At 61.1% G+C, this 14,114-nt stretch carries 13 protein-coding genes; 6 read left to right on the forward strand and 7 right to left on the reverse strand.

The annotated features are described in order from the left end of the window. The first annotated feature begins 30 nt into the window (after window positions 1-30). On the forward strand, window positions 31-1,083 hold the full coding sequence (locus ACZ5BO_RS26035; protein WP_464696937.1) for a GlxA family transcriptional regulator: 1,053 nt from the start codon (window positions 31-33) through the stop codon (window positions 1,081-1,083). On the opposite strand, the gene ACZ5BO_RS26040 is transcribed toward ACZ5BO_RS26035, so the two are convergent. After that, a complete protein-coding gene (locus ACZ5BO_RS26040; protein ID WP_464696938.1) occupies window positions 1,012-2,220 on the reverse strand; it encodes an MFS transporter in 1,209 nt (402 codons plus the stop codon). The genes ACZ5BO_RS26035 and ACZ5BO_RS26040 overlap by 72 nt on opposite strands. A 92-nt stretch (window positions 2,221-2,312) precedes the next feature. Between ACZ5BO_RS26040 and ACZ5BO_RS26045 the strand changes: the two genes are divergently transcribed. Then, window positions 2,313-2,864 (forward strand): TetR/AcrR family transcriptional regulator, encoded by a 552-nt coding sequence (locus tag ACZ5BO_RS26045; RefSeq protein ID WP_025127039.1) that lies wholly within the window; start codon window positions 2,313-2,315, stop codon window positions 2,862-2,864. 124 nt (window positions 2,865-2,988) lie between these two features. After that, window positions 2,989-6,462 (forward strand): hybrid sensor histidine kinase/response regulator, encoded by a 3,474-nt coding sequence (locus ACZ5BO_RS26050; RefSeq protein ID WP_464696941.1) that lies wholly within the window; start codon window positions 2,989-2,991, stop codon window positions 6,460-6,462. A gap of 15 nt (window positions 6,463-6,477) precedes the next feature. Here ACZ5BO_RS26050 and ACZ5BO_RS26055 read toward each other — a convergent pair whose 3' ends face one another. Together ACZ5BO_RS26055 and ACZ5BO_RS26060 are read right to left on the reverse strand one after the other, a co-directional pair. After that, the gene (locus ACZ5BO_RS26055; protein ID WP_177330236.1) at window positions 6,478-7,845 is read right to left on the reverse strand and encodes a DNA recombination protein RmuC; all 1,368 of its coding nucleotides are present in this window, start codon (window positions 7,843-7,845) and stop codon (window positions 6,478-6,480) included. Window positions 7,846-8,020: 175 nt separating this feature from the next. Beyond that, a complete protein-coding gene (locus ACZ5BO_RS26060; protein ID WP_081818603.1) occupies window positions 8,021-8,344 on the reverse strand; it encodes an SEL1-like repeat protein in 324 nt (107 codons plus the stop codon). Window positions 8,345-9,219: 875 nt separating this feature from the next. Between ACZ5BO_RS26060 and ACZ5BO_RS26065 the strand changes: the two genes are divergently transcribed. The 3 genes from ACZ5BO_RS26065 (at window position 9,220) to ACZ5BO_RS26075 (ending at window position 11,624) form a co-directional block, all read left to right on the forward strand. Then, complete coding sequence (locus tag ACZ5BO_RS26065) at window positions 9,220-9,444, forward strand: hypothetical protein (protein WP_025127035.1); 225 nt, start codon at window positions 9,220-9,222, stop codon at window positions 9,442-9,444. 272 nt (window positions 9,445-9,716) lie between these two features. Next, the gene (locus ACZ5BO_RS26070) at window positions 9,717-10,199 is read left to right on the forward strand and encodes a hypothetical protein (protein ID WP_025127034.1); all 483 of its coding nucleotides are present in this window, start codon (window positions 9,717-9,719) and stop codon (window positions 10,197-10,199) included. A 144-nt stretch (window positions 10,200-10,343) separates the two neighbouring features. Continuing rightward, on the forward strand, window positions 10,344-11,624 hold the full coding sequence (locus tag ACZ5BO_RS26075) for an OmpP1/FadL family transporter (protein WP_025127033.1): 1,281 nt from the start codon (window positions 10,344-10,346) through the stop codon (window positions 11,622-11,624). Window positions 11,625-11,704: 80 nt separating this feature from the next. Here ACZ5BO_RS26075 and ACZ5BO_RS26080 read toward each other — a convergent pair whose 3' ends face one another. From ACZ5BO_RS26080 to ACZ5BO_RS26095, 4 genes are read right to left on the reverse strand one after another with little or no spacing between them, the layout of a single operon-like run. Next, window positions 11,705-12,256, reverse strand: coding sequence for a glutathione peroxidase (locus ACZ5BO_RS26080; protein ID WP_464701383.1), 552 nt, complete (start codon window positions 12,254-12,256; stop codon window positions 11,705-11,707). A gap of 55 nt (window positions 12,257-12,311) precedes the next feature. After that, complete coding sequence (locus ACZ5BO_RS26085; RefSeq protein ID WP_256244284.1) at window positions 12,312-12,434, reverse strand: hypothetical protein; 123 nt, start codon at window positions 12,432-12,434, stop codon at window positions 12,312-12,314. Further along, window positions 12,431-13,633, reverse strand: a complete 1,203-nt coding sequence (locus tag ACZ5BO_RS26090; protein WP_464696942.1) for an MFS transporter — start codon at window positions 13,631-13,633, stop codon at window positions 12,431-12,433. The genes ACZ5BO_RS26085 and ACZ5BO_RS26090 overlap by 4 nt, the downstream gene beginning before the upstream one ends. A 51-nt stretch (window positions 13,634-13,684) precedes the next feature. Beyond that, a complete protein-coding gene (locus ACZ5BO_RS26095; RefSeq protein ID WP_025127030.1) occupies window positions 13,685-14,089 on the reverse strand; it encodes a MarR family winged helix-turn-helix transcriptional regulator in 405 nt (134 codons plus the stop codon). Window positions 14,090-14,114 lie beyond the last annotated feature (25 nt).

Consider the following 14,114-nt stretch of genomic DNA (forward strand, 5'->3'; position numbering starts at 1 on the left):
ATCGGGCCAGATCCTCAAGCAGATACAGCCATGCACAACCCAGCCGATCCGCCCTTGCGCATTGCGGTGATCGCCTTCGATGGCATCAGCCCCTTTCATTTGTCGGTGCCGTTGCTGGTATTCGATGAACAACGCCAGGATCTCGGCTTGCCACCCTTTCAGGTGCGAGTCTGCGCATTCGAGCAGCCCCCGCTGCGAACCTCCGCCGGCTTCGATATCACTGTGCATCACGACTTGAGTGAGCTGCGCGACGCCGACGTGATCATCATGCCCTCCTGGCGCGACAGCCTGGAGCGCCCGCCCCAGGCGCTGCTCGACGAACTGTGTAATGCCCATCAACGGGGCGCTCGTCTGGTGGGACTGTGCCTGGGGGCGTTTGTCCTGGCCGAGACCGGGCTGCTGGACGACCACAAGGCCACCACCCACTGGCACTGGGCCCAGGCATTTACCGAGAAATACCCGCGGGTAGCCCTGGATGCCACAGTGCTGTATGCCGAAGCGGGGACCTTGCTGACGTCAGCCGGCACAGTCGCCGGGCTCGACTGCTGCCTCTACCTGCTGCAACAACTGTGCGGCGCCCAAAGCACCCACAAGCTGGCTCGCCGCCTGGTCATCGCTCCCCACCGTAGCGGCGGTCAGGCACAGTTCATCGAACGTCCCATGCCCCAAGCGGGCGAACAGGATCGCATGGGGCAGCTCCTGCAATGGCTGGGACAGAACTTCACCCGCGATCACTCACTGGATGCGCTCGCGGAACGCGTGACCATGAGCCGGCGCTCCTTCACCCGCCACTTTCGCCAACTGACCGGCACCACCGTCGGCCAGTGGCTACAGGACCGGCGCTTGAGCCAGGCCCAGCGACTGCTGGAAACCAGCCCACTGAGCATCGAAACCATTGCCGCGGAATCAGGCTTTGCCAGTGCCCTGTCCATGCGCCAGTGTTTCAACGCCACACTGCGCCTCTCCCCTTCGGCCTATCGAGCACAATTCCCCCCTCTCCAGTGCCCTGGCTCAGAGCCCCGGCGCTGCGCCACAGGCCGCAGCCGGACGCCGACGCATCAGGACCAGCAGAGCCCCCAATGACAACAGGATCAGCACCACCCCATAACCATCAGTCGTGGCAATAAGGCCGAAACTGCGGGTCAGGCTGCCTGCCAACAACGCCGGCAGGCAAAAAGCCAGGTAACTCAACACATAAAATGCCGACATCAAGCCCGCACGCTCGTGGGGCAAGGCCAGGGGCACCACGCTGCGCAACGCACCGAGAAAACCGCCACCAAAACCGCTGCCCAGGACCAGAGTGCCGAAAAAGAACAGCGTCAGGCTGGCACTGTGCACCGCACCGAGAATCAATATCACCCCCAAGGCCAGCAGTCCGGCCCCCAGGCGCAAGACCTTGTCCGCTGGACGCTGGCGCAAGGTGAAGATCATCAGTGCGCCACTAAGCGTCAGCACGGCCACTAGCCCTCCCCCGATCAGATTCGACGTGGAGCCGGTGGCCGCGCGCACCAGGGAAGGTGCCAGGGACAGGTAGAAACCACCCACCGCCCAGACCGCCACATCCACCGGCAAGGCCAACCACAAGGCTCGCCGTGCTTGCGGCGGCACATGCAGCCTGGGCCGCAACGACGTCCAGGCACCGGGTTGCCGGCTCACGCTCTCGGGCAGCCGCCAGACATACAGGGCCTGGACCACAAACACCCCCAGCAGCAGCCAGTAACTCAGTTGCAGCGGCAGCGGTGCAAACTCCACCAGCAGGCTCGCTCCCATGGCACCGCATGCCATGCCCAGCAGCGGCGCAACACTGTTGACCAGCGGCCCTTGCTGACGATCGGTGTCCAGCAACGCAGCACCGAGCACGCTGGTGGCCATGCCCGTGGCAAACCCCTGCATCACCCGCGCCGCCAACAGCCACTGCACGCCACTTTCATTGATAAACAGCAACATCGCCAGAATGTTGAGCACCAAGGCAACGAAGATCACCGGACGCCGCCCCAGGTGGTCCGACAGCGACCCCACCGTCAGCAAGGCTGCCAGCAAGCTCAGGGCATAGACTCCGAATACCAGGGTCAGGACCGCCGCAGAGAAATGCAGGGACTCCTGATACAGGTGATACAAGGGAGTCGGCACGCTGGAGGCGGCCAGAAAACTGAGCAGGGTCACGGCCAGAAACACCAGACTGCGACGTTTGGACACGCAAGTGTCGATGGCACCAGGCATAAGCACGCTCCACTAAAGCTAATATTTTGCTTTTGCGAAGTGTGCTACCGCCAAGCGCTTAAAGCAAATTCTTTGTGTTAAGGTTCGATCCCATGGCTATTAAAGAAGGTTTACGCCCAGGCGGCCGCAGCGCCCGGGTCCAGGAATCCATTCACTCGGCAATCCGCGAGCTCCTCGAAGAGCAGGATCGCTCGACCCTGACGGTGCCGCAGATTGCTGCCCGGGCCGGCGTCACGCCCTCCACCATCTATCGTCGCTGGGGTGATCTGTCGGCGCTGTTGGCCGATGTTGCCCTGGCGCGCATGCGCCCCGACAGCGAGCCGCTCAACACCGGCAGCCTGCGCGGCGACCTGCAGGCCTGGGCCGAGCAATACCTGGACGAGATGAGCTCGGAGCCTGGGCGCAACATGATGCGTGATGTGCAGTGCAGTGCCACACCGGGTTATTGCGTGAGCATTCTCAGCGAACAGCTCCAGGTCATTGTTGAGCGGTATCAGGGCACCGAAACCGCACTACCGAGTATCGACCGCCTGCTCAACCTGCTGGTGGCTCCTTCCGTGTTCCGGATCCTGTTTGCCGCCACGCCCCTGCCGGTGCAAGAGTTGCATGAGTTGATCGAACTGGCCCTGCAGCCATCACCCTGAGGCCACGCCTCGACCTGCGACATCAGGCCGCGCTGATACCTTGGTCGACACTGACGCCAACCCGACATCGTGCCAGACTGTCTGGCCGGGCTGAGGTGCCCGGTGTCTTTGTTTCGGAGTTGCCATGTCGTTGTCCAGCGGGCTGATTGCCGCCGTTGCCCTGGCCTATATGGCCATCATGTTCGCCATCGCCTTCTACGGCGACCGTCGCAGCACGCCACTGCCGCCACGAGTGCGTGCCTGGGTATACAGCCTGTCGCTGGCGGTCTATTGCACCAGCTGGACCTTCTTTGGCGCGGTCGGCCAGGCCGCCGAACAACTCTGGGCCTTCCTGCCGATCTACCTCGGCCCCATCCTCCTGCTGGTACTCGCCCCCTGGGTGCTGCAGAAAATGGTGATGATCAGCAAGCAGGAGAACATCACCTCCATCGCCGACTTCATTGCTGCCCGCTATGGCAAGTCCCAGTCCCTGGCCGTAGTGGTGGCCTTGATCTGCCTGGTGGGGGTACTGCCCTATATAGCCCTGCAGCTCAAGGGCATCGTGCTCGGGGTCAACCTGCTGATCGGCGCCGGCGCCGACGCCATGGGTACCCGGGCCCAGGACACCGCACTGATCGTGTCACTGATCCTGGCGCTGTTCACCATCGTCTTCGGCACCCGCAACCTCGATGCCACCGAACACCACCGGGGCATGGTGCTGGCAATCGCCTTCGAATCCCTGGTCAAGCTGTTTGCCTTCCTCGCCGTCGGCGCCTTCGTGACCTTTGGCCTGTACGACGGTTTCGACGACCTGTTCAACCAGGCCATGCTCGCTCCCCGCCTGGAGCAGTACTGGAAGGAAACCATCAATTGGCCGTCGATGGTGGTCCAGACCGGCGTGGCCATGATGGCGATCATCTGCCTGCCCCGGCAGTTCCACGTCACCGTGGTGGAGAACATCGAACCCCAGGACCTGCGCCTGGCCAAATGGGTGTTTCCCGCCTACCTGGCCCTGGCCGCACTGTTCGTCGTGCCTATTGCCCTGGCCGGGCAGATGCTCCTGCCCAGCAGCGTGCTGCCGGACTCCTTCGTCATCAGCCTGCCCCTGGCCCAGTCCCATCCGGCCCTGGCCCTGCTGGCCTTCATCGGCGGCGCTTCGGCCGCCACTGGCATGGTGATCGTCGCCAGCGTGGCGCTGTCGACCATGGTCTCCAACGACATGCTGCTGCCGTGGCTGTTGCGACACAAGAATGCCGAGCGGCCCTTCGAAGTGTTCCGCCACTGGATGCTCTCGGTGCGCCGGGTCAGCATCGTGGTCATTTTGCTGCTGGCCTATGTCAGTTATCGCCTGCTGGGCTCTACCGCAAGCCTGGCCACGATTGGCCAGATCGCCTTCGCTGCCGTGACCCAGCTAGCCCCCGCCATGCTCGGCTCGCTGTACTGGAAACAGGCCAACCGCCGTGGTGTATTCGCCGGACTCGCGGCCGGCACCTTCATCTGGTTCTACACCCTGGTCCTGCCGATCGCGGCCCACAGCCTGGGTTGGTCCCTGAGCAGTTTCCCGGGCCTGGCCTGGCTGCACGGCAACCCATTGGGCCTGCCGATCACCCCATTGACCCAAGGCGTGGTGTTGTCCCTGGCCGGCAACTTCACCCTGTTTGCCTGGGTCTCGGTGCTGTCACGCACCCGGGTCTCGGAACACTGGCAGGCCGGACGCTTTATCGGCCAGGAAATCAGCAGCCGCCTTAGCTCCCGCTCGATGCTCTCGGTGCAGATCGACGACCTGCTGAAGCTCGCCGCGCGCTTTGTCGGTGAAGAACGCGCGCGCCAGAGCTTCATCCGCTTCGCCTACCGCCAGGGCAAAGGCTTCAACCCGAACCAGAACGCCGACGGCGAATGGATCGCCCACACCGAACGCTTGCTGGCCGGCGTCCTCGGCGCCTCTTCGACCCGCGCAGTAGTCAAGGCGGCCATCGAAGGCCGGGAAATGCAGCTCGAGGACGTGGTGCGCATCGCCGATGAAGCCTCCGAAGTGCTGCAGTTCAACCGCGCCCTGCTGCAAGGAGCGATCGAGAACATCACCCAGGGCATCAGCGTGGTCGACCAGTCGCTGAAACTGGTGGCCTGGAACCGACGCTACCTGGAACTGTTCAACTACCCCGAAGGCCTGATCAGCGTCGGCCGGCCGATAGCCGACATCATCCGCCACAATGCCGAACGCGGCCTGTGCGGCCCCGGCGAGGCCGAAGTCCATGTAGCCCGGCGCCTGCACTGGATGCGCCAGGGCCGCGCCCACACCTCCGAGCGACTGTTCCCCAACGGCCGAGTCATCGAACTCATCGGCAACCCGATGCCCGGTGGCGGCTTCGTCATGAGCTTCACCGACATCACCCCATTCCGCGAAGCCGAACAGGCCCTCACCGAGGCCAATGAAGGCCTGGAACAACGGGTGGCAGAACGCACCCACGAGCTGTCCCAACTCAACGCGGCGTTGACCGAAGCCAAGGGTACGGCGGAAGCCGCCAACCAGTCGAAGACGCGCTTTCTGGCCGCGGTCAGCCACGACCTGATGCAGCCCTTGAACGCCGCACGCCTGTTCTCCGCTGCCCTGTCCCACCAGGACGACGGCCTGTCCGCCGAAGCCCAGCAACTGGTGCAGCACCTGGACAGTTCGCTGCGTTCCGCGGAAGACCTGATCAGCGACCTGCTGGACATTTCGCGCCTGGAAAACGGCAAGATCACCCCTGACCGCAAGCCCTTTGCCCTCAATGAGCTGTTCGATACCTTGGGCGCCGAATTCAAGGCCCTGGCCCAGGAGCAGGGCCTGCAATTTCGCGTACGGGGCAGCCGCCTGCGCGTGGACAGCGACAGCAAGCTGCTGCGACGGGTCTTGCAGAACTTCCTGACCAACGCTTTCCGCTACGCCAAAGGCCCGGTGCTGCTGGGGGTGCGCCGTCGAGGCGACTCGTTGAGCCTGGAGGTCTGGGATCGAGGCCCGGGCATTCCCCTGGACAAGCAGCAGGTGATATTCGAAGAGTTCAAGCGCCTGGACAGCCACCAGACCCGCGCCGAAAAAGGCCTGGGGCTGGGCCTGGCGATCGCCGATGGCCTGTGTCGCGTGCTCGGCCACCCCCTGCGGGTGCGCTCCTGGCCCGGTAAAGGCAGCGTGTTCAGCGTCAGCATTCCTCTCGCCCGTACCAGCGTGGTCGCTCCCGGCAAGAGCGCCGAAGCCAACGGCCAGTCGCTAAACGGTGGGCAAGTGCTCTGCGTGGACAATGAAGACAGCATCCTGATCGGCATGAACAGCCTGCTCACCCGCTGGGGCTGCCAGGTATGGACCGCGCGCAACCGCGAGGAATGTGCCGCGCTGCTCAAGGAAGGCATCCGTCCGCAGCTGGCGCTGGTGGACTATCACCTGGATGACGGTGAAACCGGCACCCAGGTCATGGCCTGGTTACGCACACAACTGGGCGAACCGGTGCCCGGGGTGGTGATCAGCGCCGATGGGCGTCCCGAGATGGTGGCCCAGGTACATGCCGCGGGCCTGGACTACCTGGCCAAGCCGGTGAAGCCCGCGGCGTTGCGCGCCCTGCTCAGTAGGCACTTGCCTTTGGGATGATGGCCAGGCAACCGCCTACTCCGGCAGCTCCAGCTCCCGCCCTTCAGCATCGGTCATGGCACGTTCCAGCAAGTCCGCCGGCAAGCTCTTGCTGGCACGCGCACCGAGCAACCGCAGCTGCTCGCTGCGGCTGACCAGGTTGCCGCGTCCGTCGGTCAGTTTATTGCGTGCCGCGCAATAGGCCTTGTCCAGTTGCTGCAAGCGGTTGCCGACTTCATCCAGGTCCTGGATGAACAGCACGAACTTGTCATAGAGCCAGCCCGCACGCTCGGCGATTTCCCGGGCATTCTGGCTCTGCCGCTCCTGCTTCCACAGGCTGTCGATCACCCGCAGGGTCGCAAGCAAGGTAGTGGGGCTGACAATCACGATATGCCGATCAAAGGCTTCCTGGAACAGGTTGGGCTCAGCCTGCAGGGCGCAAGAGAACGCGGCCTCGATCGGCACGAACAGCAGGACGAAGTCGAGACTGTGCAAACCTTCGAGGCGCTTGTAGTCCTTATCGGACAGGCCCTTGACGTGATTGCGCAGGGACAGCACATGCTGTTTCAAGGCCGCCTGGGCGATTTGCGGATCGTCGCTGCCGACATATTGCTGATAGGCCGTGAGGCTGACCTTGGAGTCCACCACCACCTGCTTGTCGCCGGGCAGCATGATCAGCACATCGGGCTGGAAGCGCTCGCCATCCGGCCCCTTGAGGCTGACCTGGGTCTGGTATTCGCGGCCCTTCTCCAGGCCCGCATGTTCCAGCACCCGCTCGAGAATCAGCTCCCCCCAGTTGCCCTGGGTCTTCTGCCCCTTGAGGGCGCGGGTCAGGTTGGTGGCCTCATCGCTCAGGCGCAGGTTCAACTGCTGCAGGCGCTCCAGTTCCTTGGCCAGGGAAAAACGCTCCCGAGCCTCGGCCTGATAGCTTTCCTCGACACGTTTCTCGAAGGACTGGATGCGTTCCTTGAGCGGGTCGAGCAACTGCCCGAGGCGCTGCTGGCTGGTTTCGGCGAAGCGCTGCTCGCGTTCATCGAAGATCTTGCCCGCCAACTCGGCGAACTGCGCACGCAATTCATCCCGGGAACCCTGCAAATCCGCCAGGCGCTGCTGGTGGCTTTCCTGCTGTTCGCGCAGTTCGGCATGCAGTGAAGCAGCCAGGGCATCCAGGCGGCGCAACTCGTTTTCTTTGGCCGCGCGTTCCAGGTTCCAGGCATGGGCGGCATCGCGAGCATTGTCCCGCTCGACCTGCAGCAACTCGACTTCCCGGCCCAAGGCCGCCAGGTCCGCTTGCTTGAGGGCATTGGCCTGGCTCAGGTCGCTGACTTCATCGCGACTGGCGTCCAATTGCGCTGCCAGCCCTTCCTGGGCCAGTTGAGCCGTGGCCAGGCGCTCTTCCAGCAAAGACAGTTCATTCTGGTAGGAATTGGCACGACGCTGCAGTTGCCAGGCCAGTACCAGTAGCGGCAATGCCGCTCCCGCCAGGCCAAGCAGCATGCTGGTCAAGTCCATAGCCATAGCGATTCCTGTCATCGAAAGAAGAAATGAAGGTTAACCAAGCCACCGAGTGTTGGACAGCTCAGTCTTCGATCCGGCCCAGCTCCTGCTGAGCGCGACGATCGCCGGCACGGGCGGCCTGGCGCAGCAGATCATGGCCGATGCGCCGGTCCCGGGCGTTGCCACACTCACGGCACATCAACTGGCCCAGGCGACTTTGCGCCGCGACCACGCCTTCCCGGGCCGGCTGCTTGAGCAAGCGTCCGGCAAAGTGCTTGACGTTGGGGTTATCTCCGAGACGCGGACTGTCCAGCAGCCACAGGGCGACTCGCAGGGAAAAGCGCTTGGGTTCGGTAACACTGGCAGGGGGAGCGGTAACAGAAGGTGATACTGAGCGAAACTTCATAAAGCACTGTGGGGCAGATCGGAAGGCGCGCCACTCTACTCCTTTTTTCGCACGGGTAAAGCCCAAAAGAGCCAGCACGCCCGTCCTAGAGCAAGCGCTTGGGACAATCCACAGAAGCTGTGGATAACTCAGTGGACAACCCCTCCACAACCCTCCCAAAGGCCCATGAGACGGGCCTTTCAGTCAAACTGACGATTTTTTCACCAGTAAAAAAAAGCGATGTTTATCATTGACTTAAATTCTCGAGACAGGCTAGAGGGACTGCAGGAAGGAAGGTGACAAGGCGGTGACACGCTGCGCAACAAGTGTGCACAAACACGCGGAAACAAACGTCGGTAACGCACCGTTTTCGTACACGCTACAGCAGTGCAGGTTACATACTCGACACGAGCGGGTTCCTCCCTCTGACAATTTTTTTCCTAGCACACTTGCATTCTTCCGTTCAACTCAATAGAATTCTCGCCGTTAGTACCAAGCTGAAAGTCAATTCTGGTCGAACAAGTCCCATCGGCAGTTACTCGAATCGAGAACAACGCCGAACCTAAAGGACCGACCACCTCGATGGTTTCCAGGTAAAACTCAACGCAATCCCGCCCTTGAAACGAATTCAAAGGCAGTGTGATGACTTACTCTGACCGAACCAACCTGCAAATTGATCAGGATCTCCACCCTGGGCCCAGAACCTTTGCCCTTGCTGTGCTGCCTGCCCTCCTAAGTACCTACCTGCCAGCCCTAGCGCAACCTAATTAAAGCGCTGCAACTGGCTGCTTTGTTCCAGTCGGGTTCTTCGTTTGACCAATGGTGGTCGACGTTACTGGAACGTTTTAACGTTGCACGGTTCTTAACCGTGTCATTTGTAGGAACACCTAATAATTATGTCTACTCAAATCCAGACTCAGGATGCCATTCGCACCCTAACCCACGCCTTTGCTCCGTTGAACTGCCTGATCATGGCCACTCGCAAAGGCTGCTTCAGCTTCACTCTGGTCAACGAACACGGCATCGCTCGTCACAGCGAACGCCTGTACCCCGACCAGTACTCCAGCGCTGAACCGCTGCAGGCGGTGATCGAGCGCACGCGCCAGGCCCTGGTGGCCTGATACGCCAAAGCGTTGAAAACCTCAAAAGCCTCGCTTGATCGCGGGGCTTTTTATTGCCCGTTATTTGCCAGCCGGCCATCTGGGCCAAAGTACCAATCGGTATAAGGCTTATAACAAGGGAACAGAAATATTTTAAAAACAATCCTTTACAGCACAGATATGACACTACACTTCAACTCAAGCGGCCTGAGCCGCTTCCGGCAAACCTGATCCTCTCCTCGCTGCCAAGCTCCCTTCAGGTTTCGCCGGCCATTTCAATCCTCGAGGGCTTTATGGGTATCGCCGCCAGCGAGTTGTGCCGCTATGTCATCCGCCCGACATTGATGTACCTGGGCAGCCATAGCAAAACCGCTGAAGCCTTGTTACTGGGCATTGCCGCCAGCCAGTCCGGGCTGGGCTCGGCCCTGCACGATCGCCGCGGCCACGGCCTGTATCGCATCACCGAAATACGACACCAAGCCCTCTGGGATCAATACCTGGCACTGGATCCCGAACGGGCCAGCCTGGTTCGCGGGCTGGCCAGCCAGCACGCCTTCCTCAGCGGTCCACACCTGGAACTGACCGTCAATCTGCGCTACGCCACCGCAATCGCCTGGTTGCTGGTGGAAGAACAACATACCCCGCTCCCTGCTGCCGACGATCTGCTCGGCATGGCCCGTATCTGGAGGAAGACCTTTCAACCACAAGGACGTTTAAGAGATTTCGCCTGCGCCTGGCAAACCTGTATTGCCCCGTTAAGCCAGGTCGCCTGCTGACCACGACTTTTACAAAATCGGAGAAAGAAGCCGATTCTGGTCGGATTGTCCTACAAAACCGCTCTAAATCAACTGTTGCAGCCTATAGCGCCGAGACCGAAATGTTGGTAATTTTCGCCTCGGTGATCATCAGGAGTTCTAATAATGAAAAAAGTAATGCTCAAATCCACCATAAGTCTCGCGGTTGCACTTGCTTCCACCCAACTTTTCGCCAGCGGCTTTGCTCTTAACGAACAAAGCATCAGCGGCATGGGTACCGGCTTCGCGGGTCGTTCTTCTTCTGCCGAAGATGCCAGCACTGTATACGGCAACCCTGCCGGTATGTCCCTGCTCAAACGCGACCAGGTAACTGTCGGCGTGGCAGCAATCGATGCCAAGACCAACCTGAAAAACGTCAAGGGCGGCCCACCCGGCGGCACCAGCGATGGCGACATGGTCCCGTTCACCACGGTTCCGATGGGCTTCTTCGTCAAGCAACTGGGTAACGGCTGGGCATTGGGTCTGGGGGCCTATGCACCCTTCGGTCTGGTTACCAACTATGAGTCCAGCTCTGCCAGCCGTTATTACGGCGACAAGAGCGTAGTCAAGGTTGTCACTCTGCAACCGACTGTCAGCTATGCCTTCAATGACATGGTGTCGATCGGCTTTGGTCCGACCATCAACCGCCTGAGCGGTGAACTGACTTCTGCTACCCCGTTTCCAAACCCTGCGCTCTTCGGCCGCAATGACGGCAGCGTGAAGATCAAGGGTGACGATACCGCCATCGGCTACAACGTCGGTATTATCGTGCAGCCTACCGAGACCACTCGTCTGGGTCTGACTTACCACTCGAAGGTCAAGTACAAGCTCGAAGGCCACACCAACATTGCCGGCCCGGGCTTTGGTCCGTTCAACGGCGGCCGTTACGATGCTTCGCTGGACATCACCACCCCGGAAGTCGTCGACTTCTCGGTCACCCAGAAGCTGGATGACCAGTGGACCGTCTACGCAGGTAGCACCTGGACTCGCTGGAGCCGCCTGAAAGACATCACCGTGAACAACGAAGGCGTGCCTGCGCTGCTCGGCGGCTCCAGGGGCCCGGTCGGTACCATCACCGAGCCACAGAACTGGCACGATACCTGGGCCTCGGCTGTAGGTGTCTCCTACAAGGTCAACAAAGAGTGGGTTCTGCGCAGCGGCCTCTCGGTTGACCAGGCGCCAACCAACAACACCGACCGTTCCGTACGTATCCCTACCGGTGACCGTAAGGCAATCAGCTTCGGTGCCGGCTACAGCCCGACTGATGACCTGACCCTGGACCTGGCGGTTTCCTACCTGAAGGAAGAAGACGTCAACGTCAACAGAACCGGCAAAGGCAACGCCTACAGCGCTACCTACCAGAACAGCGCATGGGGCTATGGCCTGGGCGCTACCTACAAGTTCTAACGAACGGTAGATCGCGCAGTTTCAAGCCAATAAAAAACCCGCACATGCGGGTTTTTTTATTGGCCATTGAATGAACCGAGTCAGGGCTTCGACGCCAACGCCTTCTCCACCGCTTCAATGAACTCCGGATTATCCGGCTTGGTCAGGCTGGAAAAGTTGGCAATCACATTGCCCTGACGATCCACCACATACTTGTAGAAGTTCCACTTCGGCGCGCTGCTCTGCTCGGCCAGCACCCTGAACAGATGCACCGCATCCGCTCCCCTAACCTTCTGCGGCTCGATCATGGTGAAGGTCACACCGTAATTGACGTAGCAGACCTTGACGGTCTGTGCAGCATCCTTGGACTCCTGCTTGAAGTCATTGGACGGCACACCCAGCACCTCCAGCCCTTGGTCCTTGTAGCGCTGGTACAACTCCTCGAGGCCTTTGAATTGAGGAGCGAAGCCGCAGAAGCTGGCCGTGTTGACCACCACCAGCGGCTTGCCGGCAAAACGCTGGCACAGATCGATGGATTCCTTGGCGTGCAGCTTTGGCAGCGAGCCCTGCAGCAGTGATGGACAGTCCGCCGCCCAGACAGAACCTGTAAACGCCACGAGTAAAGCAGGAACAGCAAACCAGCGCATAACCATGCCCAGCGTCCTTGAAAAGTCGTCAGGCACCGACGTTACTCGTCTGCACCCCGCCCTAGCAAGCACCCATGCCCAGTTGCATCAGGGCCAGCCCACCGCGGTGCCAGCCCCACCAGGCCAACAGCAACAACAGGATGCCGACACTCAGGCCGGCTGCCCAACCGATCAATGGCTTCACGCCGCACTCGCCTGCAAGCGCGCCACCGGGCGCTCGCGTACCGGCCAATTGAGGGCCGCAGCCAACAGGCTGAGAAGAATCGCCACTTGCCAGATCAAGTCGTAACTCCCGGTACGGTCATACACCACGCCCCCGAGCCAGCCACCAAGGAAAGATCCCAGCTGGTGGAACAGGAAGACAATCCCGCCGAGCATGGAGAGGTTTCTTACTCCGAACAAGGTCGCCACTGTGCCGTTGGTCAAAGGGACTGTGGACAGCCACAAGAAGCCCATGGCCATGCCGAACAGATAGGCACTGGTCTGAGTCACGGGCAGCCACAGGAACAGCGCGATCACCACCGCCCGCAACAGATACAGACCGGTCAGCAGGCGCGGCTTGGACATCCGCCCCCCCAGCCACCCGGCCGTGTAGGTACCGAAGATATTGAACAGGCCGATCAGCGCCAGCACCGTGGTCCCGACAGTGGCGGGCAGATGCTGATCCACCAGGTAAGCCGGCAGGTGCACGCCGATGAACACCACTTGGAAGCCACAGACGAAGAAGCCGAACGCCAGCAACCAGAATCCGGAGTGAGAACAAGCCTCGTGCAGTGCCTGCGACAGGCTCTGCTCATGGCCCAATACCGGCAACGGCTTGTCCTTGAGCATGCTCACCAGCGGCACGATCAGCGCCACCAACAGCCCCAGCACCAGCAACGCCGTCGACCAGCCCAGCCAGCCGATCAGCCCCAGGGTCCCAGGGAGCATGGCGAATTGACCAAAAGAGCCCGCAGCGCTCGCAAGCCCCATGCCCATGCTGCGTTTCTCTGGTGGCAGCGCCCGGCCAACGACACCGAGAATCACCGAGAACGAAGTACCGGACAAACCGATTCCGATCAGCAAGCCGGCACTCAGGGACAGCGACAAGGCCGAATCCGACAGCCCCATGAACACCAGCCCGACGGCGTACAGCACTGCACCAACTAGCACCACCTTGGCAGCACCGAAGCGGTCGGCCAAAGCCCCCGTGAACGGCTGGGCCAGGCCCCAGATCAGGTTCTGCAGGGCGATAGCGAAAGCGAAAACTTCACGCCCCCAGCTAAACTGAGCGCTCATGGGCGGCAGGAACAGTCCGAAACCGTGCCTGATGCCCAATGACAACGCCAGAATCAGTGCACTGCCCAGAAGTACCCAGCCGCTGGTACGCCACATCGATGACATTTTATTCTCCAGTTACGGGTATATACCCGCTTATAGTCGAACGAAATGGCTTCAAGCCAGTTCGTTCAGCAAGGCCAACAAGGTTTCACGCTTTTCCACACCCAGGCGGTCGATCAATCGCTGCTGGGCCGCTTCCCAGGCCGGCAAGGCCGCAACCAGCCGCTCGTGTCCGGCCTCGGTCAACTGCACCAGACGATTACGCTGATCATCACCTTCCATCAGCCTGACCAGCCCAGCGCCCTCCAGCACCCGTACATTGCGCCCCAGCGTACTGCGGTCCAGGCCCATGGCTTCAGCCAGGCTGGAAATGCTCGGCTGATCAAGACGCAGCAGGTTGTTCAGCAAGGAATACTGGGCGACGTTGATTCCGAAGCCGTCGAGGGCGCCGTCGTAGTAGCGGCTGACGCCGCGGGCGGCGCGTCGCAGGTTGGTGCACAAACACTGAGAGGGAAGCATGATGCGTGTATATACCCGTGATTAA

The sequence above is a fragment of the Pseudomonas sp. FFPRI_1 genome (genome assembly GCF_055384485.1).

Coding starts and splice junctions, on each gene's coding strand:
- ACZ5BO_RS26035 (WP_464696937.1), top strand. CDS start 31: ATGCACAACCCAGCCGATCCGCCCTTGCGCATTGCGGTGATCGCCTTC.
- ACZ5BO_RS26040 (WP_464696938.1), bottom strand. CDS start 2,220: ATGCCTGGTGCCATCGACACTTGCGTGTCCAAACGTCGCAGTCTGGTG.
- ACZ5BO_RS26045 (WP_025127039.1), top strand. CDS start 2,313: ATGGCTATTAAAGAAGGTTTACGCCCAGGCGGCCGCAGCGCCCGGGTC.
- ACZ5BO_RS26050 (WP_464696941.1), top strand. CDS start 2,989: ATGTCGTTGTCCAGCGGGCTGATTGCCGCCGTTGCCCTGGCCTATATG.
- ACZ5BO_RS26060 (WP_081818603.1), bottom strand. CDS start 8,344: ATGAAGTTTCGCTCAGTATCACCTTCTGTTACCGCTCCCCCTGCCAGT.
- ACZ5BO_RS26065 (WP_025127035.1), top strand. CDS start 9,220: ATGTCTACTCAAATCCAGACTCAGGATGCCATTCGCACCCTAACCCAC.
- ACZ5BO_RS26070 (WP_025127034.1), top strand. CDS start 9,717: ATGGGTATCGCCGCCAGCGAGTTGTGCCGCTATGTCATCCGCCCGACA.
- ACZ5BO_RS26075 (WP_025127033.1), top strand. CDS start 10,344: ATGAAAAAAGTAATGCTCAAATCCACCATAAGTCTCGCGGTTGCACTT.
- ACZ5BO_RS26080 (WP_464701383.1), bottom strand. CDS start 12,256: ATGGTTATGCGCTGGTTTGCTGTTCCTGCTTTACTCGTGGCGTTTACA.
- ACZ5BO_RS26090 (WP_464696942.1), bottom strand. CDS start 13,633: ATGTCATCGATGTGGCGTACCAGCGGCTGGGTACTTCTGGGCAGTGCA.
- ACZ5BO_RS26095 (WP_025127030.1), bottom strand. CDS start 14,089: ATGCTTCCCTCTCAGTGTTTGTGCACCAACCTGCGACGCGCCGCCCGC.